Source organism: Agrobacterium sp. V1 (genome assembly GCF_030518355.1).
GTDB classification, from domain to species: domain Bacteria; phylum Pseudomonadota; class Alphaproteobacteria; order Rhizobiales; family Rhizobiaceae; genus Agrobacterium; species Agrobacterium cucumeris.
The window spans coordinates 844,970-870,194 of the sequence record NZ_JAULSF010000002.1; the positions used below are offsets into that span (position 1 = coordinate 844,970).

Here is a 25,225-nt window from a genome sequence, read left to right on the forward strand (position 1 = left end):
TTCATACTCCAATCCAGAGCGCGCCAAGCGTCAAAAGGGCGGGCAGCGCCTGAATGAACAGGATCTTCATGGTATTGGCGGTAACGGCACCGAAAATACCGGCCACCAGAACGCAGGTGAGGAAGAAGACCTTGAAGCTCAGCCCGGTATCGCCCTGCATGAGCCCATAGATCAGCCCGGCTGCCAGAAACCCGTTATAAAGCCCCTGATTGGCGGCCAGCACCTTCGTCTGCCGGGCGAAATCCGCCGAGAGGCCAAAGGCCTTGCGGCCGGCCGGCTTTTCCCACAGCAGCATTTCCAGAATGACGATGTAAATGTGGATGGCCGCAACCACGGCAATCAGAATGCTGGCGATCATCGGCGGTTTCCTCCAAAACCCTGATGTCCGTGGTGCATCGGTTCTCGTGAGAAGAACGGCAGCGAACGGACAATTCCGTTTTAACGGCGGGACGAAGCGCTGCAAGGGCTTAATCCTCTCTTCCCGTGCAAACTGTTGATGAGCGACAGCCTGTTGCTTGACTCTTTGCTGAAATAGGAACAAAACAAGAACAGCAAGATTGAAAATCCGGAATTGAAAACCGTCATGCCATGCAAAAGCGCGCGGACCAGTTGCTCGTTGTCGAAGAGCTGCGTGAAAGGCTGGAAAGGATCGGTAACGGCCCTGAGCGGCTGCACGAGACCCTGCCTTTCGGCGTGGATGCCATCGACCATCACCTGCCGGGAGGCGGGCTGAAGCTCGGTTGCCTGCATGAGCTGAGCGGCGGCGGCAATGGCGCTGCCGATGGGGCAGCGGCAGCGCTGTTTGCTGCCGGTGTGGCGGCACGGCTTTCCGGCAAGGTTTTATGGTGTGTCACCCGGCGGGATCTGTTCATGCCGGGCCTGACACAGGCCGGCCTGTCGCAAAACCGGCTCATCATCGTTGAATGCCGCGATGAGAAAGGCGTGCTCGACTGTTTCGAGGAGGGCTTGCGTTGCAATGGTTTCGGCGCGGTGATGGGTGAAGTGGCGAAACTGCCGATGACCGCCTCGCGGCGGCTGCAGCTAGCGGCGGAAACCTCTGGGGTTACCGGTATCGCCATCCGCCGCTTCCGGCGTCAAGCCGATGCGGCGCTGTTTGGCGAGCCGACGGCGGCGGTGACCCGCTGGCGCATTTCCGTGCGGCCCTCTTCGCCCTTGCCGGTGCCGGGGGTGGGCAGGCCGCGCTGGTTGCTGGAGCTCTTGCGATGTCGCGGTGGCGAAAGTGCCGAATTTGAAGTGGAAGCCTGTGATGCAAAGGGTCGTCTCGCTCTACCTGCCGACATGGCCGACGGATCGTTTCCGGCGTCTTTCGGGCAAGAACGCGCCGCCGGTTGAAAAGCCGCTGGTCATGATTGGTCGTCAGGGCAGCCGCCGGCTTGTGCTGGCGCTCGACAAGGCGGCAAAGGCGGCGGGCATCCGCCCCGGCACGCCGGTCAGCAAGGCGCAGGCGCTGGTGCCGGGTCTTCTCGTTGAAGATCTGGATGCGGCTGCTGATGCCCGCGCCCTGCAGCAACTGGCCTTTCATTTCCTGCGCATCTATGCCCCGATCGTCGCCGCCGACCCACCCGACGGGCTGGTGCTGGACACGGCGGGTGCGGACCATCTGCATGGCAATGAGACGCTGATGCTGAGCGGCATGGTCAACCGCCTGCATGCCGCAGGCTTTGCCGCCCGCGCCGCCATTGCCGATAGCTGGGGTGCGGCCCATGCGCTGGCGCGTTTTAGCCCTGAGGTAATCAGCATCGTGCCGCCGGGCGGGCAGCGTGCGGCGATCAGCGGCTTGCCGCTTGCTGCGCTCAGGCTGGAGGAGCGTATCGTTTCCGGGCTGAAGGTGCTCGGTTTCCGCAGCATCGGCGAGCTTGCCGAAGCCCCGCGCGCGCCGCTGACCCTGCGTTTCGGCCCCGAACTCGTCCGCCGTCTTTCCCAGGCGCTCGGCGAGATCGGCGAACCCATCGAACCGGTGCGGGTGGCTGAACTGGTGGAGGTGCGGCGCGCCTTTCCCGAACCCATCGCGGCGGCGGAAACGATTGCCCGTTATAGCCAAAAGCTGGTTGCCGAACTTTGCATCGCGCTGGAAAAGCGCGGCCTCGGCGCGCGCCGGGTCGATCTGGTGCTGCACCGGGTGGATAGCGGTCTGCAAGCCATACGGGCCGGCACGTCCAGACCGGTGCGCGATGTCAAACAGCTTGTCCGGCTTTTGACTGACCGCATCGACACTATCGATCCCGGCTTCGGCATCGAGATGATGGTTTTGACCGCCACCCATGCCGAGCCGCTTGTCGCCGCGCAGGCCCGTTCTTCGCTTCTGGAGGAAGGCCGTGCGGAAATCGCCGATACGGTCGATGTCATCCTCAATCGCGGCCACCGGGTCTATCGTTATGCGGCGGTGGCAAGCGATGTGCCGGAACGCTCCCTTACTTCAGTTGCGGCGCTTGCGGCGGAGGATACGCTCGGCTGGCCCGGCCATTGGCCGCGTCCGGTCAGGCTTTTTGCAAGGCCTGAACCCATCGAGACGCTGGCGCTGTTGCCCGACCATCCGCCGCGTTATTTCCTCTGGAAAGGCGTGCGCCATAATGTCAGGCGCGCCGACGGGCCGGAACGGGTGTTCGGCGAATGGTGGAAACGCGACCGGGAAAAGGCCGCGGTGCGCGATTATTTCATGGTGGAAAACGAGGGCGGCGAGCGCTTCTGGATTTTCCGCTCCGGTGATGGCGAACATGCCGAAACGGGCTCGCAGGGTTGGTTCATCCATGGGGTCTTTGCATGAATACGCCCCGTTATGCCGAGCTGCAGGTGACCACGCATTTTTCCTTCCTGCGCGGGGCAAGCTCCTGCGAGGAGCTTTTCGAACAGGCCAAAAGCCTCGGCATCGAGGCGCTGGGTATTGTCGACCGCAACAGTCTTGCGGGCATTCCCCGCGCTTATGAAGCCGCCCATAATCATGGCATCCGCCTCATCATCGGTTGCCGGCTCGATCTGGATGACGATCTTTCCGTGCTTGTTTACCCCATGGATCGCCCGGCTTACGGGCGGCTTTGCCGGCTGCTTTCCATCGGCAAGAAAAGGGGCGGCAAGGGCAAATGCCGGCTGGCTTGGGACGATCTCGTTGCCTATGGCGAAGGCCTGATCGTCGTGTTGCTCGCTGACCTCGCGGATGATCTCTGCGCACTGCGGCTGCGACGTCTCAAAGCCGCCTTTGCCGACAGGGCCTATATGGCGCTCAGCCTCCGAAGACGCCCCAACGACCAGATGCGGCTTTTCGAGCTATCGGAGATGGCGCAGGTCGCAGGTGTACCGACTGTTGTCACCAATGACGTGCTCTTTCATGTGCCCGAGCGGCGCATGCTGCAGGATGTCGTCACCTGCATCCGTCATAATTGCACCATCGATGAGGCCGGTTTTCGCCGCGAACGCCACGCCGACCGTTACATGAAACCGCCGGAAGAGATGCACCGGCTGTTTGCCCGTTATCCTGAAGCGCTCTCCCGTAGCCTTGAAATTGCGAAACGCTGCAAATTTTCGCTGAAGGAACTGGTCTATCAATATCCCGAGGAGCGCAGCCTGCCGGGGCTGACGGCGCAGCAGGCGCTGGAGAAGATGGTCTGGGAAGCGGTGCCGGGGCGTTATCCGAAGGGTTTGCCAGAGAAGGTGGAAAAGGCGTTGCATCATGAGCTGGCGGTTGTCGGCAGGCTGCAATATGCCTCCTATTTCCTGACGGTGAATGCCATTGTCCGTTATGCGCGCTCAAAAGATATTCTATGTCAGGGGCGTGGTTCGGCGGCCAATTCGGTTATCTGTTTTGTGCTTGGCATCACCGCCATCGATCCTGCCCTTTTCAGCAATCTCGTCTTTGAACGGTTCGTTTCCGAGAACCGGGGAGAACCTCCGGATATCGACGTGGATTTTGAACACCAGCGGCGTGAAGAGGTCATTCAGTGGGTCTATGACACCTACGGCCGTGACAAGGCCGCACTCTGTTCCGTCGTTACCCGTTATCGCGGGCGTGGAGCGCTGCGCGATGTCGGCAAGGTTCTGGGCCTGCCGGAAGACCTGACCAAACTTCTGTCTTCGCAGGTCTGGCGCTGGAGCGAGGGGGTGGGTGAAAAGCAGGTGAAGGAGCTGAACCTCAATATGGAGGATCGCCGCCTGAAGCTTGCCTTTGAACTGGCCAACCAGCTTGTCGGCACACCGCGCCATCACAGCCAGCATCCGGGTGGCTTTGTTCTGACCCATGACCGGCTGGACGAACTGGTGCCGATCGAACCCGCCGCCATGGATGATCGCCAGATCATCGAATGGGACAAGGACGATATCGATGTCGTGAAGTTCATGAAGATGGATTGCCTGGCGCTTGGCATGCTCTCCTGCATGAAGCGCGGCTTCGACATGCTGGAGGCACGCACGGGCGAGAAATATGATCTCGCCGCCATGCCGCCGGATGACGGGCCTACCTATGCCATGATCCAGAAGGCCGATACGCTCGGCACGTTCCAGATTGAAAGCCGGGCGCAGATGTCGATGCTGCCGCGCCTGAGGCCGAAGGAGTTTTACGACCTCGTCATTCAGGTTGCCATCGTTCGCCCCGGCCCCATTCAGGGGGATATGGTGCATCCCTATCTACGCCGCCGGCAGGGAAAGGAGCCGGTCCTTTTTCCGAAAAAAGAACTTGAAAGCGTCCTGGGAAAGACGATGGGTGTTCCGCTGTTTCAGGAGCAGGCGATGCGGATCGCCATGGATTGCGCCGGTTTCACCGCGGATGAAGCGGACCAGCTGCGCCGGGCCATGGCGACTTTCAAGAATGTCGGCACCATTTCCAAATTCAGGGAGAAACTGGTCACGGGCATGGTAGAGCGCGGTTATGAGCAGGAATTCGCCGAACGCATCTTCAAGCAGCTGGAAGGTTTCGGCAGCTATGGTTTCCCCGAAAGCCACGCGGCTTCCTTCGCGCTGATTGCTTACGCCTCCTCATGGCTGAAATGCCATCATCCCGATATTTTCTGTACGGCGCTTCTCAACTCGCAGCCCATGGGTTTTTACGCCCCGGCGCAGATCGTGCGCGATGCGCGTGATCATGGTGTCGAGGTGCGTCCGGTCTGTGTTAATAACAGCCGCTTTGATTGTACGCTTGAGCCTACGGGCAAGAAGAATGGCAAGGGTGAGGAGCGCTTTGCCGTGCGGCTTGGCCTGCGCATGGTGAAGGGGCTTTCCAATGACCATGCTGCAAAAATCGTCGCCGCCCGGCAGGATCGGCCCTTTGCCTCCGTCGATGATCTGTGGCGAAGGGCGGGTGTTCCGGCCGCCGCCCTTGTCTGTCTGGCGGAGGCCGATGCCTTTTTGCCGGCGCTTTCGCTTGCCAGGCGCGAGGCGCTCTGGGCCATCAAGGCCCTGCGGGATGAGCCGCTGCCGCTTTTCGCCGCCGCTGCCATCAGGGAAAATGCCGTTATCGAAGAGCTTCAGGAACCCTCCGTTGCGCTCCGGCCCATGACTGATGGTGGCGAGGTGGTGCAGGATTATGGCCATGTGGGGCTGACGCTGCGCGAACACCCCATGACCTTCCTGCGGCATGATCTTTCCCGCCGCCGCATTGTCACCTGTGCGGAGGCGGTGCGTGTTCGGGATGGCACATGGCTGGAAACGGCCGGTCTGGTGCTGGTGCGCCAGCGCCCCGGTTCGGCAAAGGGCGTGATCTTCATGACGCTGGAGGACGAGACGGGCATTGCCAATGCGGTGCTGTGGGTCAAAACCTTCGAAAAATACCGCCGCGTGGTGTTGTCCGCCGGCATGGTCGGCATTTACGGCAAGATCCAGCGGGAAGGTGAGGTGGTGCATCTGGTCGCCCACCGGCTGACCGATCTGTCGCAGGCCCTGGCAAGCGTGGGCGAGCGCAACCACGCCTTTCCCCTGCCGCATGGGCGTGGTGACGAGTTTCATCACGGCATGCCGCCGGATGATCACCGCGTTATCAGGAAACGCCCGCCGCCCGCCGACCATGATGACGATGCGGTCGAGCGGATAAAGGTCATTTCCCGCAATTTTCACTGAGAAGGCGGCTCAGCTCACCTCTTGCGCGCCATGATGTAAGGGCGGTTGTCATTGCCCTTCGTTGCATGAATTTCCGTCGCCAGAATGTCGAAACCACCGGCGTTTATATGCCGGCCAAGTTCGGCCGCGTTGAACACGCCGGCATAGGGCGCCTTGCCGATTGCCCGCATCGCGGGCAGGACAAGGCGGATAAGCGGGTTCATATCGCCGACACAGGGGGTCTTGGTAATGAGCAGGCCGTGCGGGGCAAGCAGGGCATGAATGTGCCGCAGCGTGCCGGGCAGGTCGCGGACCAGATGAAGATAGTTGAAACCCAGTACCGCGTTGAACTGCCTGTCGCCCGGCACAAGCGCTTCCGCAGTCGTTGTGCTGAAGGTGAGGTTGTGGAGAGAACCGGCGGCTTGTTTTCTCTCTTTGGCAATTGCAATCATGTCGACGGAAATATCCGTCGCGAGGTAGTCTTTGACACTAGCCGCCAGCCGGATCGCCGTCGTCCCGGTGCCGCAGCCCAGTTCCAGTATGCTGTCGTCGGGTTTCAGCAGGGCGCGGGTCCGCTCCAGCGTGCGCGCATATCCGGCCTCGTCTGAAATCCTGCCTTTCGCATATTTCCGTGCTGCCCGGTCCCAGAAACGGGCGTCGTCGGCCATGCTCATGGTGGATGCTCCCCGGACGATGCCCTTGCGCTTCAGGCGGATCTGTTTTTCACACAGTATCCTTACCCGGTTTGTCTGAAGCTTTTAAGCCGCATCCTCCAGCCCGGCCGCATCCTTGCGGCGGAACTGGCTGGGTGGCGCGCCGAGCACCCGTTTGAAGGCGCGGCTGAAGGAGGCTTCGGAATCGTAACCGAGCTTTTCCGCAGCGAGGGTTACGCGCATGCCTTCGCGCAGCCATAGACGTGCCTGATGCATGCGCACGCGCACCACATAACGCGCCGGGCTTTCACCCACCACGCGGGTGAAACGTTCCGCGAAACTGGAGCGGGATGCGCCCATCAAGGAGGCAAGCTCCTCCACACTCCAGTCCTTTTCCGGGGTGAGGTGGATGGCGGCCAGTACCCGCCCGAGTTCCGGATTGCGCACGGCGGCCAGCCAGCCGCTGGAATCGCCGCAGCCATGTTCCACCCAGGTGCGGATCAGGGTCGCGGTCAGCACATCGGCAAGCCTTGCCAGAATGCCACCGGCGCCGACGCGGTTCAGCTCCACTTCGCGCGCCATGGCTTCCAGCAGGTGGGGAATGGCCGGGTCGCTTTTGGCCAGATCGCTGGTCAGCATCACATCCGGCATCAGCTGCAGCAGCGGGTGCAGATTATCCATGTTGAAACGCATGGAAGCGGTAAAGGCCACGGTATCGCCGCCGGCGCTGGCGCATTGCATGTCGAAAATGCCCTGGCAGACTTCCTTCTTGCCGAAACGGTCAAAGGGCGAGGGCGTCACATTCTCGCCGCTGGCAAGCACATGGGCGTGCCCGCGCGGCAGAAGCACGGCATCGCCGCATTTAAGCATCAGCCATTCGCCGGAAGGCTTTCGCAGCTTCGCCTGGCCGACGCCGATAAAATGAAACCGCGCCGCTTCCTGTTCGGGAAAGGCGGTGGCCCAGGGGGTGGCCATGCGGCAGCGGCCATATTCCACGCCGTCAAGCCTCAGACCTCGCAGCATTTCCGTCAGGGCATCATTCATGACATCTCGCAAATTCGGACGATTGGTTAAGGAATACGGATTTTCTAGCATGGAAACGCCGGGGTGTCACGCATAGCTTATGACCATCGATTTGCGGGCGCTGAACCGGCCTCCCAGCGGTCTCATCGTCTTGCCCTTCCATTTCAGGGCGCATTCTGGCAATGCGCATCAGGAGATTTTCATGAATAACCGGACCATAAACGAGCTCGAATATGTGCCGCGCAGAAAAGAGCCGGATGCGAAGTGGGCCGCCGTGGTTTCGCTTTCGCTCGGTGTCTTCGGGCTGGTGACGGCGGAATTTCTGCCGGTCAGCCTTCTTACGCCGCTATCGGAAGATCTTGCCATCAGCTCCGGCATTGCCGGGCAATCCATCACCGTTACCGCACTGGTTGCGGCGGTTGCCGGCCCCGGCGTCGTCATCGGCACACGCGGCATTGACCGCCGCTGGACACTTCTCGGGCTCACCACGCTGCTGATCATTTCCAGCACGCTTGCCGCCTTTGCCAACGGGCTTTTCATGCTGTTTGCATCGCGCGTCCTGCTCGGCATCGGCCTTGGTGGTTTCTGGGCCATGTCGGCGGCGCTGGCGCTGCGGCTCGTGCCGCTCGACAAGATGCCGCGTGCCATGGCCATCATCCTGACAGGGGTTTCGGTCGCCACCGTCTGTGCCGCGCCGGTGGGCGCATGGATCGGCGCGACGCTCGGCTGGCGCGCGGCCTTCGTGGTTGCGGGTGTGCTCGGTGTCATCGCACTTGCCGTGCAGCTGCTGACCATTCCGTCTCTGCCGCCGGCCGGCGCACCCGGTCTTTCCACCATGTTCCGGCTGCTGCAGCGGCCGCAGGTCCGGATCGGCCTTCTGACAACGCTGTTCATCGTCGCGGGTCACTTCGCCGGCTTCACCTATGTTCGCCCGTTCCTGGAAGACGTGCCGCAGCTCGGCGTTGAAGCGATTTCCCTCGTTCTTCTGGTTTATGGCATCGGTGGTTTCTTCGGTAATCTCTTCGGCGGTTTCCTTGCCGAGAAGAACACGGCATGGGCCGTGACCTTCGCCGCGACGCTGATTGCCGCTTCGGCCTCCATTCTGGTGATTGCCGGCGCATCTCCCGTCGTTGCGGGTGTCGCCATCGCTTCCTGGGGTTTTGCCTTCGGCGCGCTTCCGGTCAGCGTACAAAGCTTCATCACCCGCGTGGCTTCGGATGAGGCGGAAAGCGCCGGCGCGCTGCTGCTCACCACCTTCCAGATCGCCATTTCCAGCGGCGCGGTTCTCGGCGGCCTGCTGATCGATCTGCAGGGGGCAACGATGGTCTTCGTCTTCGTGGCAATTTCTGCCCTTCTCGGCGCATCGCTCATGGCGTCGCGCCGCGGTGTGGTGCCGCAGGTAGAGGCATCGCAGGGATAAGAACCCGGCCAAACAAAAGGCCCGCATTCGTGCGGGCCTCGGGATAGGAGCCGCGTAACGCGGCTCTTTTTTGTGGGTGACGGGCAGGGAGCGCTGGATGTTCAGCGCATCGCCCCGGTCCCGGTCAGGCGGCCTGTCTGTCCCAATTGGCGAAAGGGTCCGGCAGGTGTCGCCATGCGTCGGGCGTGAAGGCTTCGGTGTCGATCAGGCAGGCATCGAGCTGGGCGCGAATGCGGGCCTCGCTCATGGGATCGGAGCCGATGAAGACGATTTCCTGCCGCCGGTCGCCGAAGACCGGATCGAGATAGGGTTTCATCATGTCGATAAACTGTTTTTCACGCGGCCATTGCTCCTTGGGCACGGCGGACCACCACAGACCCATCTTGCCGGTGCGCACCAATGCGCCCGCCTGGCTGATCTCGCCGACATAACGCGGCCGTGTCGCCAGCCAGAAAAAGCCCTTGGCGCGCACCACCCCCGGCCAGGCACGATCGATAAAGCGCTGGAACAGCACGGGGTCGAACGGTTTCTTGGCGCGGTAAACGAAGGAGCGGATGCCATATTCCTCGGTTTCGGGAATGTGGTCCTTGAAGCCGTGCAGTTCCTTGAACCACAGGGGATGTTCTTCGGCCCTGGCGAAATCGAAGCGACCGGTGCCGAGCACCTCCTTCAGTTCCACCCTGCCGAAATCCGCCTCGATGAGTTTCGCATCCGGGTTCAGCCCGACGATGATCTTGCGGGCCGCATCCCGCTCCTCGGGCGTGGCGGTGCCGATCTTGTTGAGGACGACCACATCGGCAAATTCGATCTGCTCGACCAGAAGGTCGACGATGGTGCGGTTGTCGCCATCACCCGCCGTTTCGCCCCGGTCGGCCAGAAAATCGGATGAACCGTAATCATTGAGAAGATTGGCGGCATCCACCACCGTCACCATCGTATCCAGCTGCGCGACATCAGACAGGCTGCGGCCGTTCTCGTCACGGAAATCGAAGGTGGCGGCCACGGGAAGCGGCTCGGCGATGCCGGTGGATTCAATCAGCAGATAATCGAAGCGACCCTGTTCGGCGAGCGCTCGGACCTCGGTCAAGAGGTCGTCGCGCAGCGTGCAACAGATGCAGCCATTGGTCATTTCCACCAGCTGTTCCTCGGTGCGCGAGAGATTGGCGCCGCCATCCCGCACCAGCGCCGCATCGATATTGATTTCACTCATATCGTTGACGATCAGCGCCACCCGCAGGCCATCACGATTGGCGAGGATGTGGTTGAGAAGGGTGGTTTTGCCAGCGCCTAAAAAGCCGGAGAGGACGGTGACGGGGAGTTTTTTCATGGGGACCTCGTTCTGTGGCAACAGTCGCGTGGGCGTTATGACGACCACGGCAGGCGATCTGGAAACGGAGGATTTTTGAAGTGCCGGTTCCAGTTATGTAACGTAATAACATTACATATATGCGACATGTCAACGGGCTTTGGAAAAAAAGCATCCGCGGAGGCGTGAGGTCTCTGCCCACCAGCGTGCCGCTCTGACTTTTCAATAGTTAATGTTATTTCATTACATATTCGTTTGACGAATGTAATAACATTACATATCAAGGGTCCGAATGAAACCCCGCCCAGGAGGGATCGATGAGCGATCCGTGCCTCACCTTCACAAATCTGACGCTTGGATATGCCGGCCGTGCGGCCGTGCATCATCTGGATGGCGATATCACCAAGGGATCGCTCACCGCGGTTGTCGGCGCCAATGGCTCGGGCAAATCGACGCTGATGAAGGGTATCGCCGGCATCTTGAAACCGCTCGGCGGTGAGTGCCGGATCAGCGCAGGCATCTCCGTCGCCTATCTGCCGCAGCAATCGGAACTCGACAGGTCGTTCCCGGCTCAGGTGCGCGATCTCGTTGCGCTGGGTCTCTGGCCCAGGCGCGGCCTGCTTGGCCGCCACCGTTCTGAGGACAAAGCGGCGATGGGCCGGGTGATGGAAGCGGTCGGGCTGTCCGGCTTTGAAAAGCGCAATATAGATTCGCTCTCCGGTGGCCAGATGCAGCGTGCCCTGTTTGCCCGCGCCATGTTGCAGGACGCGCAGTTGATCCTGCTGGATGAACCCTTCAATGCCGTTGATGAGCGCACCGTCACCGATCTTCTGGTGCTGATCAAGGCATGGGTTGCGGAAGGACGCACGGTGCTCGCCGTCCTGCATGACCATGAGCTGGTGCGGCAGCATTTCCCCCAGACCCTGTTCCTCGCGCGGCGTCTTGTGGACCTCGGCCCGACAGCCGATGTCCTGAAGCCGGAAAACCTGCGCCAGGCGCGGCATTTCCACGAGGCATGGGAGGAAAATGCACCGTGGTGCGCGCCGGGTGATGCGCCAAGGAACAATGCGCCAGTGACCAATGCACCGGCGACCGATGCGCTCGATGCCGGGCCGCGAGCGGCGTCATCCCATTCCCACATCCACTCCCACGCAAATTCGAATGCCCATGGCTGATTTCTTCATCGAACCCTTTGTTCAATATGTGTTCATGCAGCGGGCGCTTGCCGGCGCCTTGATCCTTGCCATCAGCTGCGGGCCGGTCGGGGTGTTCCTGATGCTGCGGCGCATGAGCCTTACGGGCGATGCCATGTCGCACGCCATCCTGCCGGGGGCGGCCGTCGGCTTTCTGTTTTACGGGCTGGAAATCCTGCCGATGACGATTGGCGGGCTGGTGGTCGGCCTCGTGGTGGCGCTGGGGGCCGGTGCGGTGTCGCGTTTCACCGTCCAGAAGGAGGACGCCTCGCTTGCCGCCTTTTATCTGATTTCACTGGCGCTCGGTGTTCTGCTCGTCTCGTGGCGCGGCTCCAGCGTCGATCTCATGCATGTGCTGTTCGGCACCGTGCTGGCGCTGAACAACGAGGCGCTCAGCCTCATCAGCGGCATCTGCATCGTGACGCTGGTGGTGATGATCACCTTCTGGCGGGCGCTTCTGGCGGAATGCCTCGATCCTCTGTTCCTGCGCTCGGTCAGCAACTGGGGCAGCCCGGTGCATTTCCTCTTCCTCGCCATCGTCGTGCTCAATCTGGTTGGTGGCTTTCAGGCGCTCGGAACGCTGCTTTCGGTCGGCCTGATGATGTTGCCCGCCGCCGCCAGCCGGTTCTGGTCCAACCGCGTGGCGCCCATGTGCTTCATCTCGATCGGTATCGGCATGGTTTCCTGCTTTGCCGGCCTCATCCTGTCCTATCACGCGTCGCTGCCCTCGGGCCCGGCGATCATCCTTTCGGCGGGCGTTATCTATGCGCTCTCCATTCTCGTCGGCACGCGCGGCTTGCTCGGCGATCTTCTCGGTTCCGGCCGCCACAGAACGGCCTGAAAACAGCGTTCGAAAAAAGGAGAACCTTCATGTTCAGAACCTTCCGTCTTGCCACCTGCGCAAGCCTTCTTACCCTTTCCCCGGTCCTGATGGCGCAGGCTTCGGCTGCCGAACTCAAGGTCGTGGCCAGTTTCTCGATCATCGCCGATTTCGCCAAAAATGTCGGCGGCGACCGCGTCGAGATCACCACGCTCGTGGGCCCGGATGGCGATGCGCATGTCTATGAGCCGCGTCCGGCCGATGCGGTTGCCGTCAGCAAGGCTGGCGTCGTGCTGGTCAATGGCCTGGAATTTGAAGGCTTCCTGAAGCGGCTGATCGACACCAGCGGCACCAAGGCGCCTGTCGTTGAACTGACCAAGGGTGTCGAGCCGCTGAAACTTTCCGAAGAACCGGCCGGCCATGCCCATCCGGAAGCGGAGGAAGAGGAAGGCCATGACCACAAGGCTGAAGAAGCCGGCCACGACCACGGCCATGAGGGACACCACCATCACGGTGAATTCGACCCGCATGCCTGGCAGTCGATCAAGAACGCGGAAATCTATGTGAAGAACATTGCCGGCGCATTTTGCGAGGTCGACAAGGCCGGTTGCGCCACATACACCGCCAATTCCGATGCCTATATCGCCAAGCTTGCCGCTCTGAACGAGAAGGTGAAGACCGAAATCGCCGCCATCCCGCCGGAAAAGCGCGTCATCATCACCTCGCATGACGCCTTCGGTTATTTCGAGCACGCTTATGGACTGAACTTCCTGGCCCCCGAGGGCATCTCGACGGAATCCGAAGCTTCGGCCGCTGATGTCGCCAAGCTGGTGGATCAGGTCAAACACGACAAGGCTTCGGCGATCTTCGTCGAAAACATCACCGACAAGCGGTTGATCGACCAGATCGCCAGCGAAACCGGCCTGAAGGTTGGCGGCACGCTCTATTCCGACGCGCTTTCCACCGCCGATGGCCCGGCCGCGACCTATATCGACATGATCAACCACAATATCCAGACCATCAAGGCGGCTGTGCTCAGCCAGTAAGCTCCGTGATTTCGCTATGAGCCTGGGGAGGGTGGCCTATGTCACCCTCCCTATTTTTTTGTCTGTCGCCGCGAATCTTGTCTTGTGTGTGTTTCGCGCTTGCCCGTTGACAATCGATCCGCCCTTTGAAATGGTAAGATGTCAGACCAATTTAGAGGATGCGTCTTGGACAGGTCCAGCCGGGAACTCATGCAGCCGATTCCGCCGAGCGACCGTGTGCGCCAGGTTGAAGCAGCGCTTTCCGATTATGTCGAGAGGGCAGGGCTGAAGGCCGGAGACCGGCTTCCCGCTGAACGCGAACTGATGGTGGCGCTGGGTGTTGGCCGCTCCACCATCCGCGAAGTCATCCGCAAGTTTCAGGCGCTCGGTGTCATCGACAGCCGCAAGGGCAGCGGTAATTATCTGCTGAAGCCGATTTCCGCGGCCACCGTGCATATGCCGATCTCCATCGATGCCGAAAGCCTGCGCGATGCGCTGCTGATGACGCTGGAAGTACGGCGCGGCATCGAGGTGGAAGCCTCCATGGCGGCTGCGCGCCGCCGCACGGCAGACGATATCGCCACGATGGAAGCGCGGCTTGACGAGATGGAGCGGGTGCATCTGGCCGAGGGAACCTCCGGCAAGGCCGACCTTGCCTTCCATCTGTCGATCTACGATGCCACCCATAATACGCTGTTCAAGCAGCTTCTGGAGCAGATGCGCGAAGGTTTCGAACGCTTCTGGTCGAAGCCGTTCGACCGCCCGGATTTTGCCGGTCGCTCGTTTCCCTTTCACCGCACGCTGTTCAACGCCATCGCCGCCGGTGATGCCGAGACCGCCCGTGAAGAAACACTGAAAATCCTCGCCGTCGTCGAGGAGGATATCAAGGACATGTCGAAATGAACCATGGCAACGATCTCTTCGATCCCGCCTCATTTATCGTTGCGCATGACGAGGCCCACGCCTTCGAGGCCGTGGTGCCGCCCATCGTGCAGACTTCGCTTTTCACCTTTTCCAGCTATGACGAAATGGTTTCCACCTATCGCGGCGAAAAGGTGCGGCCGGTCTATACGCGCGGGCTGAACCCCACCGTGCGGCTGTTTGAGGAGATGCTGGCGAAGCTGGAAGGTGCCGAAGATGCGCTCGGTTTTGCAAGCGGCATGTCGGCCATTTCCTCCACCGTGCTCTCCTTCGTTTCGCCGGGCGACCGGATCGTCGCCGTGCGCCATGTCTATCCCGATGCATTCCGCCTGTTCGGCACCTTCATGCAGCGCATGAATATCGAGGTCGTCTATGTGGATGGTCGCGACGAGGCGGCGGTTGAAAAGGCGATGCCGGGCGCAAAGCTGTTCTACATGGAAAGCCCGACGAGCTGGGTGATGGAAGCCCATGATGTCGGTGCGCTTGCCGCCATCGGCAAGCGGCATGGCGCCGTCACCGTCATCGACAACTCCTGGGCAAGCCCGGTCTTCCAGCAGCCGATCTCGCTCGGCGTGGATCTCGTCGTGCATTCGGCCTCGAAATATCTCGGCGGCCATAGCGATGTGGTCTCCGGCGTGGTGGCGGGTTCGAAGGCGATGATCGACCGCATCCGGGCGGAAACCTATCCCTATCTCGGTGGCAAGATGTCGCCCTTCGATGCCTGGCTGCTCATTCGCGGGCTTCGCACGCTGCCGCTGCGCATGAAGGCGCATCAGGCCTCGGCGCTTGAGATCGCTACCCGCCTGCAGGCGCTGGATGTGGTGGAGAAGGTCTGCCATCCGGGGCTGGCGAACCGCCTGCCGCCCGGCCTTCACGGCACGTCGGGCCTGTTTTCCTTCATCTTCAGGGAAGGGGTGGATGTGCGCGCTTTTGCCGACCGCCTCAAGCTTTTCAAACTGGGTGTTTCCTGGGGCGGGCATGAAAGCCTCATCGTCCCCGGCGAAGTGGTGCTCGAACAGAAGGCGCAGCCAAACTCCGCCCACACTTTCGGCATCAGCGCGCGTTCGGTGCGCCTGCATGTCGGGCTGGAGGGCACGGAAGCCCTCTGGAACGATCTCGAACCGGCGATCAAGGCGGCCTCCGCCGCCTGACGCGTTTTTAAACTGACGACAAAAAAGGGGAGAACGACATGAAAAAACTGGTAACAGCAGCAATCTTCACCGCCCTGATGACCGGAACGGCGCTGGCGGACACGACCTTGAAACTGGTCGAGGTCATCACAAGTCCCGAGCGGACCGAAACGCTGAAAGGCATCGTCTCGAAATTCGAGGCCGCCAATCCCGGCACCAAGGTGGAAATCATCTCCCTGCCGTGGAGCGAAGCCTTCCAGAAATTCGCCACCATGGTCTCGGCGGGCGATGTGCCTGACGTGATGGAAATGCCCGACACATGGCTGTCGCTTTATGCCAATAACGGCATGCTGGAGAGCCTTGAGCCCTATCTTGCCAAATGGGAGCACACCGCGGGCCTGAGCGAGCGCACGCTCGAACTCGGCCGCGATGTCAAGGACACGGCCTATATGCTGCCCTATGGTTTTTACCTGCGCGCCATGTTCTACAACAAGAAGCTGCTGGCAGAAGCCGGCGTGAAGGAGCCGCCGAAGACACTTGAGGAATTTGCCGATGCCTCCAAGAAGGTCGCAGCCCTTCCCGGCAAATCCGGCTACTGCCTGCGCGGCGGCCCGGGCGGCCTCAACGGCTGGGTCATGTTCGGCGCATCCATGGCCGGTTCGAACGAGTTCTTCACCAAGGACGGCACCTCCACCTTCGACAGCCCCGGCTGGGTGAAGGGCCTGACCTATGTGATCGATCTCTACAAGAACGGTTACGCGCCGAAGGACAGCGTCAACTGGGGCTTCAACGAGATCGTCGCCGGCTTTTATTCCGGCACCTGCGCCTTCCTCGATCAGGACCCGGATGCGCTGATCGCCATCGCACAGCGCATGAAGCCGGAAGATTTCGGCGTCATGACCATGCCCAAGGGCCCCGACGGCAAGACCTTCCCGACGATTGGTTTCGCCGGCTGGTCGATGATGTCGAAATCCGAAAACAAGGACCTTTCCTGGAAGCTGATCGAGACGCTTGAAGGGCCGGAAGGCAATATCGAGTGGAACAAGAAAACTGGCGCGCTACCGGTGCACAAGTCGGCGGAGAAGGACCCCTTCTATGCCAGCGAGCAGTTCAAGGGCTGGTTCGACGAACTGGCCGACAAGAACGCCGTGCCGACGACGATGCCGACCTATCTTGAGGAATTCGCCTTCTTCAAGGATTCGCTTGTGATCAAGACATCGCAGGAAGCGCTGCTCGGCGACATCACGCCGGAAGACCTTGCCAAGCAATGGGCTGATTACATGACCAAGGCGCAGCAGAAGTTCCTGGCCTCGAAGTAACGACATTGACCGGCTGCGCGGGCGCACATGCCCGTGCGGCGGGTCTTGCCGGCCTTCGCTGCGATAGGCCTTTTCATAGAAATTTTTCGGATCGGTAAGCCGAGAGGCTGGAAAACCCGTCCGTTCCATCGTCCGATCAGGGAGCGATACAATGTCCTATGCCCATGGCGCCGGGCCGGTGGCTGCGCGCAAACCGGCCGGCAAGCCCGCGATGCGGCGGTTTGCCGATTGGGCCGAACCGTGGCTTTACAGCGCGCCTGTGCTGGTGCTCATCGTCGCCGTCATGCTGGTGCCGCTGGTGCTTGGCCTCTCCTATGCCTTTCGCGATGTGCAGCTGCTCAATCCGTTTTCCGGCGGTTTTGTTGGCCTCAAACATCTGGAGGCGCTGTCGCAGGATGCGGCCTTTTACCGGGCGCTGAAAAATACGCTGTGGTGGACCGGCGCTTCGGTTTTCCTGCAATTCTTCTTAGGCCTCATTCTGGCGCTGCTGCTCGATAAACCCTTTGCGGGCAGGGGGCTGGCGCAGGCGCTGGTGTTCCTGCCATGGGCCGTGCCGACCTTCCTTGCCGGTCTCAACTGGGCATGGCTGTTCAACCCGGTCATCGGGCCGCTGCCGCACTGGATGGTCTCGCTCGGGCTGTTATCCGCACCCAACAATATCCTCGCCGATCCGCAGCTTGCCATGTGGGGGCCGATCATCGCCAATGTCTGGTGGGGCATTCCCTTCTTCGCCATCACTTTGCTTGCCGCACTTCAGGCCATCCCGCGCGATCTTTACGAGGCGGCGGAAATTGACGGGGCAAACCCGCTGCAGCGTTTCACCTCCATCACCCTGCCGTTTCTGGCGCCGACCATCGCCATCACCATCCTGCTGCGCACCGTCTGGATCGCCAATTTCGCCGATCTCATCATCGTCATGACCAATGGCGGGCCGGCGGACCGCACGCAGATCGTCGCCAGCTACATCTTCACCCAGGCCTTCCGGCGTCTGGATTTCGGTTATGCCTCGGCCATCGCGCTGGTGCTGCTGGTGCTGTTGCTTGCCTATTCCATGCTGATCGTGCTTCTGCGCCAGCGCCTGATCGAGAAGGACTGACCGATGACATCAAGGATATTTCTCACCCTTGCCCATCGTCTGGCGATCCTTGCCTATATCGCCTTTGCACTGTTCCCACTGTTCTGGCTGCTCAAGGTTTCCGTGACGCCGAATGATCTGCTCTATAGCGAAGGTGTGAGGATGTGGCCATCGCGGGCGACATGGGATCATTATCGTTTCGTCATAGAAAACAGTGCCTTCCCGACGTTTTTTAAGAACAGCGTCATCGTCGCGGGCTCCACGGCAATTGCCGTGACGATACTCTCGTCGCTGTCAGGTTACGCGCTGTCACGCTTTCGTTTCAAGGGCAAATACTGGATCGTGGCGCTGATGCTGATCACCCAGATGTTTCCGCTGGTCATGCTGGTCGCGCCGATCTTCAAGATGCTGTCGCCCCTCGGCCTCACCAACAGCCTGACGGGTCTGGTCATCGTCTACACCGCCTTCAACGTGCCTTTTGCCACCTTCCTGATGCAGTCATTCTTCGATGGCATTCCGAAGGATCTGGAAGAGGCGGCGATGATCGACGGGGCGAGCCGGTTTACGGCCTTCCGCCAGATCATCCTGCCGCTGACGCTGCCGGGCATTGCCGCGACGCTCGGTTTCGTCTTCACCGCCGCGTGGAGCGAGCTTCTGTTTGCGCTGATGCTGATCTCCGGCAACCAGAGCGCCACTTTCCCGGTTGGCCTTCTGACCTTCGTGTCGAAATTCTCCGTCGATTTCGGGCAGATGATGGCGGCGGGCGTTCTGGCGCTCATTCCGGCCTGCCTCTTCTTCCTGCTCATTCAACGTTATCTCGTGCAGGGCCTGACGGCCGGCGCGGTGAAAGGATAATCCCATGGCTTCCATCGAGCTGAAGAATGTCGGCAAGACCTATGGCGACCTCGCCGTGCTGCATGGCGTCGATCTTGATATCAGGGATGGCGAGTTCATCGTCCTCGTCGGTCCCTCCGGCTGCGGAAAATCGACGCTGCTGCGCATGATTGCCGGCCTTGAAGAGATAACATCGGGCGACCTGTCCATCGATGGCGAACGCGTCAATGATCGCCGGCCGAAGGATCGCGATATCGCCATGGTGTTCCAGTCCTATGCGCTCTATCCGCATATGAGCGTTGCCGACAATATGAGCTATAGCCTGCGCCTGCGCCGCAGCCCGAAGGAAACCATCGCGGCGGCGGTGGCCGGTGCTTCCGCCAAGCTCGGCCTCGATCCCTATCTCGCCCGCCGCCCGAAGGCGCTCTCCGGTGGCCAGCGTCAGCGCGTCGCCATGGGCCGCGCCATCGTGCGCCAGCCAAAGGCCTTCCTGTTCGATGAGCCGCTGTCCAACCTCGATGCCCGGCTGCGCGAGCAGATGCGGGCCGAGATCAAACGCATGCATGCCGATCTTGGCGCAACCTCGGTTTACGTCACCCATGACCAGATCGAGGCGATGACGCTTGCCTCACGTATCGTCGCCATGAATGCCGGCCATGTGCAGCAGATCGGCGCGCCGCTCGATCTTTACGATCGTCCCGCCAATCTCTTCGTCGCTGGTTTCATCGGTTCGCCCGGCATGAATTTCCTCGAAGGACGGCTCGTGCAGGAGAATGGCGGCAGTTTCGTCGTGCTGGGTGACGGCACGCGTCTGGCGCTTGGCCGGGAAGTGGACCTCGCTGATGGCGAGCCGGTCACGCTCGGCATCCGCCCGGAACATGTCACTGTTGCGCCGGCTGAAGGCGGTGTGGAAGCGACGGTCGATCTGGTCGAGCCAACCGGCCTCGGCGTCATCCTGCACCTCACCGTGCATGGATTGCCCTTCAAGCTGTTTTCGCCAGACCGGGCATTATTGCAACCGGGTAGATCCCTGCGGGTCGGTTTCCCGCAGGAAAGGCTGCATGTCTTCGACGGGAATGGCGTCAGGATCGGGGAGGCGTGAGGCTTACCCCCCTCTGCCCTGCCGGGCATCTCCCCCGCAAGGGGGGAGATCGATCTGCGGCAAAGTCTCGCACATCTCTAAGCTTGCGAGTGAAGCGATGAAAGAGCCTCTTGCCGATCTCCCCCCTTGAGGGGGAGATGCCCGGCAGGGCAGAGGGGGGTAAGCCCCACGCGCTTGCGGGTCCGCTGTGAATGAAAAACCTTGTGGAAGCCAGCACCTAGATCGCCACACCCTTCTCGTCAAACCTGTGTATCTTGGTCTCGTCCGGGGTGATGAAGACGGTATCGCCATGCCTGCATTCGAACTCGCCGTCCGTGCGGGCGGTGATCGGGCCGATGCCTGACACCTCGAGATGCAGGAAGGTATCCGATCCGAGATGTTCGGCGACGGTGACCTTGCCCTGCCACAGCCCGCTTTCCTTCGACAGCAGCAGATGCTCGGGCCGCACGCCGGCGGTGGTGGCGTTCTTGCTGCGGGCAAAGTCACCGGTGATGAGGTTCATGCGCGGTGAGCCGATGAAGCCGGCGACGAAGAGGTTGGCGGGGGTGCGGTAAAGCTCCATCGGCGAGCCGACCTGCTCGATATTGCCGCGGTTGAGCACCACGATCTTGTCGGCCATGGTCATGGCCTCCACCTGGTCGTGGGTGACGTAGATCATCGTTGTCTTCAGCGTGTTGTGCAGCTCGGAGATTTCCAGCCGCATGGTGCCGCGCAGCGCCGCATCGAGGTTGGAAAGCGGCTCGTCGAACAGGAAGGCTTTCGGTTCGCGCACGATGGCGCGGCCGATGGCGACGCGCTGGCGCTGGCCGCCTGATAGCTGCGAGGGCCGGCGTTCGAGATAATCGGTGAGGTTCAGCACCCGGGCGGCGTCTTCCACCTTTTTGTCGATCACCGCCTTGTCGAGCTTGGCCATCTTCAGCGGGAAGGCTATGTTGTTCCTGACACTCATATGCGGATAAAGCGCATAGGACTGGAACACCATGGCAAGGCCGCGCTCGGCCGGTGCCTTTTCGGTGGCGTCATTGCCGTCGATGACGATCTTGCCGCCGGAGACGTCCTCCAGCCCGGCGATCAGGCGCAGAAGCGTGGACTTGCCGCAGCCGGACGGGCCGACGAAGACGACGAATTCGCCGTCGTTGATATCGAGATCGATCGACGGGATGACTTTCGCCTCACCGAAGAGCTTGGACACGTTCTGAAGGGAAATGCTGCCCATGTTTGTCGTTCCTTATTTCACGGCGCCAAAGGTCAGGCCACGCACGAGTTGTTTCTGCGAGAACCAGCCGATGACGAGAATGGGGGCGATCGCCATCATCGAGGCGGCCGAGAGTTTTGCCCAGAACAGCCCCTGCGGACTTGAGAAGGAGGCGATGAAGGCCGTCAGCGGGGCGGCATTGGTGGTCGTCAGCCGGATCGTCCAGAAGGCTTCATTCCAGGCAAGGATGACGTTGAGCAGCAGCGTCGAGGCAATGCCCGGCACCGCCATTGGCGTCAGCACGTGCACGATCTCGTTCCACAGGGACGCGCCATCCATGCGGGCGGCTTCGAGGATCTCGCCGGGGATTTCCCGGAAGTAAGTGTAGAGCATCCAGATGACGATCGGCAGGTTGATGAAGGTGAGCATGATGGTGAGGCCGATGCGGGTATCGAGCAGGCCGGCATTGCGGAAGATCAGATAGATTGGCACCAGGACGGCGACGGCCGGCATCATCTTGGTGGAGAGCATCCACATCAAGATGTCCTTGGTGCGCTTGGTCGGCGAGAACGCCATGGCCCAGGCGGCGGGAATGGCGATGATCAGCGCAATGATCGTCGAGCCGAGCGACAGCACCACCGAGTTCATGAACGGCTTGAAGTAATCGCGCTGGGTCTGGACCGTCACGTAATTCTCAAGCGTGCCCGAGGGAATGAGGCTGAAGCCGGCGATCGCCTCCGGTTCGGTCTTGAGCGAGGTGAGGAAGGCATAGAGGATCGGGAAGAACAGCAACAGCGCCACGGCCCAGGCCGCGATGGAAAAGCCGATCTTCGCACGTGTGGTTGTCTTGCGGGCCATGATGTTTCCCCTTTACCGGTCGAGGTTCTTGCCGACGGCGCGCATCAGGAAGATGGCGACGATATTGGCGAGGATGACGGCGATGATGCCGCCGGCCGAAGCGCCGCCGACGTCGTAACCCAGAAGTGCGGTGCGATAGATGAGGAAGGCGAGGTTGGTCGAGGCATAACCCGGTCCGCCATTGGTGGTGACGAGGATTTCCGCGTAGACGCCGAGCAGGAAGATCGTCTGGATGAGAATGACGACGGTGATGGCGCGCGACAGATGCGGCAGGGTCAGATGGATGAAGCGGTTGACGAAGTTGGCGCTATCCATCTCGGCGGCTTCCTTCTGCTCGCCATCGAGCGATTGCAGCGCGGTGAGCAGGATCAGCGTCGCAAACGGCAGCCATTGCCAGGCGACGATGATGATGATGGAGAGCAGCGGAAACTGCGCGAACCAGTCGACCGGCTGCAGGCCGAAGAAGCGTGAGAGATCGGCAAGCACGCCGTAACCGGGATGCATGATCATGTTCTTCCACACCAATGCGGCCACCGGCGGCATGACGAAGAAGGGCGAGATGATCATGATGCGCACGATGCCCTGGCCGAAAATGTCATTGTCGAGCAGGAGCGCAATGGCAATGCCGCCGATGACGGTGATCGCAAGCACGCCGCCGACGATCAAAAGCGTGTTCCAGATCGACTGGAAGAAGGCCGGGTCGGTGTAGAAATACTGGTAATTGAACAGGCCCGCAAAGCTGACATTGGCCGGGTTGAGGAGATTGTAGTTCTGGAACGAGAACCACAGCGTCATCGCCAGAGGCACGATCATCCACACCAGCAATAACAGCACCGATGGCGCAAGCATCACCCGCGCCAGACCGCTCGTGTTTCGAGTTGCCATTAGTCGTCCTCCCTCACGGATACAGTTATGAGTTTGAGCGGGATTTCAAATGAATACCGCTCGCACTTCCCCCATTTCGCTCCGGCGGCCTCTGCCGCAGGGGCATCCGGATTTATGATTGCCGTCAGTGGCGGCCTTCGCCCGTCGCCGCGTGATAGGTCGCCAGAACCTGATCCACAGCCGCGATCAAAATCTCTTCCGCGTCCTCGCCCGCAACTGTTGCGAGCGGTAATTCGCCGAGATACTGGCGCAGCAGGGTTTCGGGAATTGTCTTCCCATCCAGCGCCTTATGCAAGGCGGAAACGGCCTGCAACGCTTCCGGCCGTGTCCAGTAATAACGGATGCGGTCGCTGTAACTATAGTGGCGCTGCAATCGCAGCGTGATGTCATCGCCATGGTAATGGCCCTGCCAGTCGCCCGGCGCGCTCAACATCAGTTTTTCCATGGTCCGTGCCAGCGGTCGGTCGCCATAGGTGCCGACCATTTCGGATGCGATCATATCAAGCGCATAAAGCGCTTCCCGGTAAGCGAAGGTGAGGCCCGGACCGACTTTGAGGATCGGATATCCGTCGCGCACCAGTGCGGCAAGGGCAGGCTCGCTCTGGTAATCGGTGGAATGGGCCTCGAACACCAGCTGCGGTTCGCCGTCCAGAACGGCGCTCAGCGCCTCCGCGGCCTGCGGATCATAAGCGACGACATTGTCGCTGCCGAATTCCACGCCCGGCTGCACGACGAAAGCGATGACCCGTTCGAAGGCTTGCGAAAGACCGTGCTGCGCGAATATCTCGCGGTGAAGGTCGATGGTGTTGCGCGCCGCCTGCGGCTGCGTTGGCGCAACCGTGTCGAGCACATGGTCGGCACCGCCAGGCACCGGCACTTCGGTGCCGAGAATATAAAGCGGTTTGGGCAGGCCGGCATCGGTGGCCGCCTTTTCGGCAACGGCCGCAAGTTTGGCGGCGCGGTTGGCGATGGTGACGTCATCCAGCGCTGCCGGCTCACCGGCACAGCCCATCGATGCATCGAGGTGAATCTTGCGAAAACCCGATGCCACATAGGCTTCGACCATGGCGGCGGCTTTTATCAGCGCCTCTTCGGCCTTCTCCCTGCGCCAGGGGTTGGGTCCGAGATGATCGCCGCCGAAAATCAGGAGTTCGCCGGGCAGTCCTTCTTCCGCCGCGATGCTGTTGACGAAGGCAACGAAATCACGCGGCGTCATGCCGGTATAACCGCCGAGATGGTTGACCTGATTGCAGGTCGCCTCGATCAGCACGGCTGTCTTGCTGGCGGCGGCGCGGCGGATCGCGGCGCGCAGGACGACGGGGTGGGCCGAACAGACGGACGTGATGCCCGCGGGTTTGCCGGCGCGGCGGGCGGCGGCGAGATTTTCCAGAATGGCGGTCATAGGACTTCCTCCGACAATTGCGCGGCCATGAAGGCATCGAGTTCGGCAAGGCTGGCAGCGCCCTCCATCGGGCCGCGCCTGATGACGTTGTGGGCACCCGATGCATTGGCGTAAGCGAGCGCTTTTGCCGGGTGCATGCCGAGGCGGCGGCAGGTGAGGTAGGTTGCGCCGAAACAGTCGCCGGCACCGGTCGGGTCGATTTCCGCCACCTTCAGGCCGGGGGCGTCGATGCGCCCATGGGCGCGGCTGAAATGGCTTGCGCCCTTCGCGCCGCGTTTCAGCACGATTTCGCCGACACCGGAGGCGAGCAGCTTTTCTATCGCCGCTTCCTCATCGTCCAGACCGGAGGCGGCCTGAAGTTCTTCGCCTGACGGCAGCAGGAGATCGGTGACGGCAAGCAGATCGTCGATCAGCCTGCGGCCTTCGTCACCCTGCGCCAGTTCCTTGCGGATGTTCGGATCGAAAGACACCGAACCGCCACGTGCCCTGACATGTCTGATCGCCGCCAGAATGATGTCGCCAATGCCGGCAATTGCGAAGGCCGATCCCATGACGTGCACATGGCCGGCTTTTTCGATGAGCGCCTGCGCTTCATCGGTCATCTGCGTTTCGCTGGCCGCCGAATGGGCGATGTTGAAAACGAAGTCGCGCGCGCCGTTCTCGCGATAGCGCACGAAGGCGCTGCCGGTCGGGCGATCTGGAATAGTGGCGATTGCCGAGACATCGACGCCGTCGCGGCGCAGCCTTTCGACATTGAGGCGGCCGAAATCGTCGTCACCGACTGCGGCAATGATGCCGGCGGTTCCGCCGCACCGCGCCACCTGATCGATGAAGATGGCCGGTGCGCCGCTCGGGAAAGGGCCGATCAGCGTTTGCGGCTCGAGAAAGCCGTTTCCCACCGTCGTCGCCATGATCTCCACGAGGATTTCGCCGGCCGTGATGGTCGGGCCCTGGGTCTGCGGCGCCAGTGTAGATGCCTGCCTCATCGTCTCCTCCATAAGCATGTGCTGCCGTCCTGCCGGGCA

At 61.3% G+C, this 25,225-nt stretch carries 22 protein-coding genes; 13 read left to right on the forward strand and 9 right to left on the reverse strand.

Annotated features, from left to right (window positions below; all coding sequences use genetic code 11):
* Position 1: 1 nt before the first annotated feature.
* The gene (locus QSV77_RS17935; protein ID WP_302734508.1) at positions 2–358 is read right to left on the reverse strand and encodes a DUF1304 domain-containing protein; all 357 of its coding nucleotides are present in this window, start codon (positions 356–358) and stop codon (positions 2–4) included.
* 230 nt (positions 359–588) lie between these two features.
* On the opposite strand from QSV77_RS17935, the gene QSV77_RS17940 reads away from it, so the two are divergent.
* From QSV77_RS17940 to QSV77_RS17950, 3 genes are read left to right on the forward strand one after another with little or no spacing between them, the layout of a single operon-like run.
* Entirely contained in the window at positions 589–1,353 is a 765-nt protein-coding gene (locus QSV77_RS17940) for an ImuA family protein (protein WP_302734510.1), read from the forward strand.
* Complete coding sequence (locus QSV77_RS17945) at positions 1,268–2,785, forward strand: DNA polymerase Y family protein (protein ID WP_302734511.1); 1,518 nt, start codon at positions 1,268–1,270, stop codon at positions 2,783–2,785. Before QSV77_RS17940 ends, QSV77_RS17945 begins: the two co-directional genes overlap by 86 nt.
* The gene (locus QSV77_RS17950; RefSeq protein ID WP_302734512.1) at positions 2,782–6,060 is read left to right on the forward strand and encodes an error-prone DNA polymerase; all 3,279 of its coding nucleotides are present in this window, start codon (positions 2,782–2,784) and stop codon (positions 6,058–6,060) included. The genes QSV77_RS17945 and QSV77_RS17950 overlap by 4 nt, the downstream gene beginning before the upstream one ends.
* A 14-nt stretch (positions 6,061–6,074) precedes the next feature.
* Here QSV77_RS17950 and QSV77_RS17955 read toward each other — a convergent pair whose 3' ends face one another.
* Together QSV77_RS17955 and QSV77_RS17960 are read right to left on the reverse strand one after the other, a co-directional pair.
* Positions 6,075–6,713 (reverse strand): bifunctional 2-polyprenyl-6-hydroxyphenol methylase/3-demethylubiquinol 3-O-methyltransferase UbiG, encoded by a 639-nt coding sequence (locus QSV77_RS17955; protein WP_302734513.1) that lies wholly within the window; start codon positions 6,711–6,713, stop codon positions 6,075–6,077.
* Positions 6,714–6,797: 84 nt separating this feature from the next.
* Positions 6,798–7,736, reverse strand: coding sequence for an AraC family transcriptional regulator (locus tag QSV77_RS17960; RefSeq protein WP_110760332.1), 939 nt, complete (start codon positions 7,734–7,736; stop codon positions 6,798–6,800).
* A 181-nt stretch (positions 7,737–7,917) separates the two neighbouring features.
* Here QSV77_RS17960 and QSV77_RS17965 point away from each other — a divergent pair, with 181 nt between their 5' ends.
* On the forward strand, positions 7,918–9,135 hold the full coding sequence (locus QSV77_RS17965; RefSeq protein ID WP_065117703.1) for an MFS transporter: 1,218 nt from the start codon (positions 7,918–7,920) through the stop codon (positions 9,133–9,135).
* Positions 9,136–9,259: 124 nt separating this feature from the next.
* Here the strand turns inward: QSV77_RS17965 and zigA are convergent, their stop codons facing one another.
* On the reverse strand, positions 9,260–10,462 hold the full coding sequence (gene zigA / locus QSV77_RS17970) for a zinc metallochaperone GTPase ZigA (RefSeq protein WP_142842805.1): 1,203 nt from the start codon (positions 10,460–10,462) through the stop codon (positions 9,260–9,262).
* A 296-nt stretch (positions 10,463–10,758) separates the two neighbouring features.
* Here zigA and aztA point away from each other — a divergent pair, with 296 nt between their 5' ends.
* From aztA to QSV77_RS18015, 9 genes are all read left to right on the forward strand, one after another.
* The gene (aztA, locus tag QSV77_RS17975; protein WP_302734514.1) at positions 10,759–11,616 is read left to right on the forward strand and encodes a zinc ABC transporter ATP-binding protein AztA; all 858 of its coding nucleotides are present in this window, start codon (positions 10,759–10,761) and stop codon (positions 11,614–11,616) included.
* Positions 11,609–12,475 carry a zinc ABC transporter permease AztB gene (gene aztB / locus QSV77_RS17980; RefSeq protein ID WP_077768092.1) on the forward strand — a complete coding sequence of 289 codons (867 nt, stop codon included), beginning with the start codon at positions 11,609–11,611 and terminating at the stop codon, positions 12,473–12,475. Before aztA ends, aztB begins: the two co-directional genes overlap by 8 nt.
* 29 nt (positions 12,476–12,504) lie before the next feature.
* Positions 12,505–13,500: a zinc ABC transporter substrate-binding protein AztC gene (gene aztC, locus QSV77_RS17985; protein ID WP_302734515.1), complete on the forward strand. Its 996-nt coding sequence runs from the start codon at positions 12,505–12,507 to the stop codon at positions 13,498–13,500.
* A gap of 189 nt (positions 13,501–13,689) precedes the next feature.
* Positions 13,690–14,382 carry a FadR/GntR family transcriptional regulator gene (locus QSV77_RS17990; RefSeq protein ID WP_161991439.1) on the forward strand — a complete coding sequence of 231 codons (693 nt, stop codon included), beginning with the start codon at positions 13,690–13,692 and terminating at the stop codon, positions 14,380–14,382.
* Complete coding sequence (locus tag QSV77_RS17995; protein WP_302734516.1) at positions 14,379–15,551, forward strand: PLP-dependent transferase; 1,173 nt, start codon at positions 14,379–14,381, stop codon at positions 15,549–15,551. Before QSV77_RS17990 ends, QSV77_RS17995 begins: the two co-directional genes overlap by 4 nt.
* A 38-nt stretch (positions 15,552–15,589) precedes the next feature.
* Positions 15,590–16,849, forward strand: coding sequence for a sugar ABC transporter substrate-binding protein (locus QSV77_RS18000; RefSeq protein ID WP_127758036.1), 1,260 nt, complete (start codon positions 15,590–15,592; stop codon positions 16,847–16,849).
* Positions 16,850–17,000: 151 nt separating this feature from the next.
* Positions 17,001–17,945, forward strand: coding sequence for a carbohydrate ABC transporter permease (locus QSV77_RS18005; RefSeq protein WP_302734518.1), 945 nt, complete (start codon positions 17,001–17,003; stop codon positions 17,943–17,945).
* 3 nt (positions 17,946–17,948) lie between these two features.
* Entirely contained in the window at positions 17,949–18,779 is an 831-nt protein-coding gene (locus QSV77_RS18010) for a carbohydrate ABC transporter permease (protein WP_035228147.1), read from the forward strand.
* A gap of 4 nt (positions 18,780–18,783) precedes the next feature.
* Positions 18,784–19,860 (forward strand): ABC transporter ATP-binding protein, encoded by a 1,077-nt coding sequence (locus QSV77_RS18015; protein ID WP_302734521.1) that lies wholly within the window; start codon positions 18,784–18,786, stop codon positions 19,858–19,860.
* A gap of 217 nt (positions 19,861–20,077) precedes the next feature.
* On the opposite strand, the gene QSV77_RS18020 is transcribed toward QSV77_RS18015, so the two are convergent.
* The 5 genes from QSV77_RS18020 to QSV77_RS18040 all read right to left on the reverse strand — a co-directional run bounded on the left by QSV77_RS18020 (position 20,078) and on the right by QSV77_RS18040 (position 25,204).
* Positions 20,078–21,076 carry an ABC transporter ATP-binding protein gene (locus QSV77_RS18020; RefSeq protein WP_269699514.1) on the reverse strand — a complete coding sequence of 333 codons (999 nt, stop codon included), beginning with the start codon at positions 21,074–21,076 and terminating at the stop codon, positions 20,078–20,080.
* Positions 21,077–21,088: 12 nt separating this feature from the next.
* Positions 21,089–21,913, reverse strand: coding sequence for a carbohydrate ABC transporter permease (locus QSV77_RS18025; RefSeq protein WP_080854694.1), 825 nt, complete (start codon positions 21,911–21,913; stop codon positions 21,089–21,091).
* A gap of 12 nt (positions 21,914–21,925) precedes the next feature.
* Positions 21,926–22,798 (reverse strand): carbohydrate ABC transporter permease, encoded by an 873-nt coding sequence (locus QSV77_RS18030; protein WP_302734523.1) that lies wholly within the window; start codon positions 22,796–22,798, stop codon positions 21,926–21,928.
* 124 nt (positions 22,799–22,922) lie between these two features.
* Positions 22,923–24,200, reverse strand: a complete 1,278-nt coding sequence (locus QSV77_RS18035) for a D-tagatose-bisphosphate aldolase, class II, non-catalytic subunit (RefSeq protein WP_302734524.1) — start codon at positions 24,198–24,200, stop codon at positions 22,923–22,925.
* Positions 24,197–25,204: a sugar kinase gene (locus QSV77_RS18040; RefSeq protein WP_302734525.1), complete on the reverse strand. Its 1,008-nt coding sequence runs from the start codon at positions 25,202–25,204 to the stop codon at positions 24,197–24,199. The genes QSV77_RS18035 and QSV77_RS18040 overlap by 4 nt, the downstream gene beginning before the upstream one ends.
* Positions 25,205–25,225: the final 21 nt, after the last annotated feature.

Coding starts and splice junctions, on each gene's coding strand:
- QSV77_RS17935 (WP_302734508.1), bottom strand. CDS start 358: ATGATCGCCAGCATTCTGATTGCCGTGGTTGCGGCCATCCACATTTAC.
- QSV77_RS17940 (WP_302734510.1), top strand. CDS start 589: ATGCAAAAGCGCGCGGACCAGTTGCTCGTTGTCGAAGAGCTGCGTGAA.
- QSV77_RS17945 (WP_302734511.1), top strand. CDS start 1,268: ATGCAAAGGGTCGTCTCGCTCTACCTGCCGACATGGCCGACGGATCGT.
- QSV77_RS17950 (WP_302734512.1), top strand. CDS start 2,782: ATGAATACGCCCCGTTATGCCGAGCTGCAGGTGACCACGCATTTTTCC.
- QSV77_RS17955 (WP_302734513.1), bottom strand. CDS start 6,713: ATGAGCATGGCCGACGACGCCCGTTTCTGGGACCGGGCAGCACGGAAA.
- QSV77_RS17960 (WP_110760332.1), bottom strand. CDS start 7,736: ATGAATGATGCCCTGACGGAAATGCTGCGAGGTCTGAGGCTTGACGGC.
- QSV77_RS17965 (WP_065117703.1), top strand. CDS start 7,918: ATGAATAACCGGACCATAAACGAGCTCGAATATGTGCCGCGCAGAAAA.
- zigA (WP_142842805.1), bottom strand. CDS start 10,462: ATGAAAAAACTCCCCGTCACCGTCCTCTCCGGCTTTTTAGGCGCTGGC.
- aztA (WP_302734514.1), top strand. CDS start 10,759: ATGAGCGATCCGTGCCTCACCTTCACAAATCTGACGCTTGGATATGCC.
- aztB (WP_077768092.1), top strand. CDS start 11,609: ATGGCTGATTTCTTCATCGAACCCTTTGTTCAATATGTGTTCATGCAG.
- aztC (WP_302734515.1), top strand. CDS start 12,505: ATGTTCAGAACCTTCCGTCTTGCCACCTGCGCAAGCCTTCTTACCCTT.
- QSV77_RS17990 (WP_161991439.1), top strand. CDS start 13,690: ATGCAGCCGATTCCGCCGAGCGACCGTGTGCGCCAGGTTGAAGCAGCG.
- QSV77_RS17995 (WP_302734516.1), top strand. CDS start 14,379: ATGAACCATGGCAACGATCTCTTCGATCCCGCCTCATTTATCGTTGCG.
- QSV77_RS18000 (WP_127758036.1), top strand. CDS start 15,590: ATGAAAAAACTGGTAACAGCAGCAATCTTCACCGCCCTGATGACCGGA.
- QSV77_RS18005 (WP_302734518.1), top strand. CDS start 17,001: ATGTCCTATGCCCATGGCGCCGGGCCGGTGGCTGCGCGCAAACCGGCC.
- QSV77_RS18010 (WP_035228147.1), top strand. CDS start 17,949: ATGACATCAAGGATATTTCTCACCCTTGCCCATCGTCTGGCGATCCTT.
- QSV77_RS18015 (WP_302734521.1), top strand. CDS start 18,784: ATGGCTTCCATCGAGCTGAAGAATGTCGGCAAGACCTATGGCGACCTC.
- QSV77_RS18020 (WP_269699514.1), bottom strand. CDS start 21,076: ATGGGCAGCATTTCCCTTCAGAACGTGTCCAAGCTCTTCGGTGAGGCG.
- QSV77_RS18025 (WP_080854694.1), bottom strand. CDS start 21,913: ATGGCCCGCAAGACAACCACACGTGCGAAGATCGGCTTTTCCATCGCG.
- QSV77_RS18030 (WP_302734523.1), bottom strand. CDS start 22,798: ATGGCAACTCGAAACACGAGCGGTCTGGCGCGGGTGATGCTTGCGCCA.
- QSV77_RS18035 (WP_302734524.1), bottom strand. CDS start 24,200: ATGACCGCCATTCTGGAAAATCTCGCCGCCGCCCGCCGCGCCGGCAAA.
- QSV77_RS18040 (WP_302734525.1), bottom strand. CDS start 25,204: ATGCTTATGGAGGAGACGATGAGGCAGGCATCTACACTGGCGCCGCAG.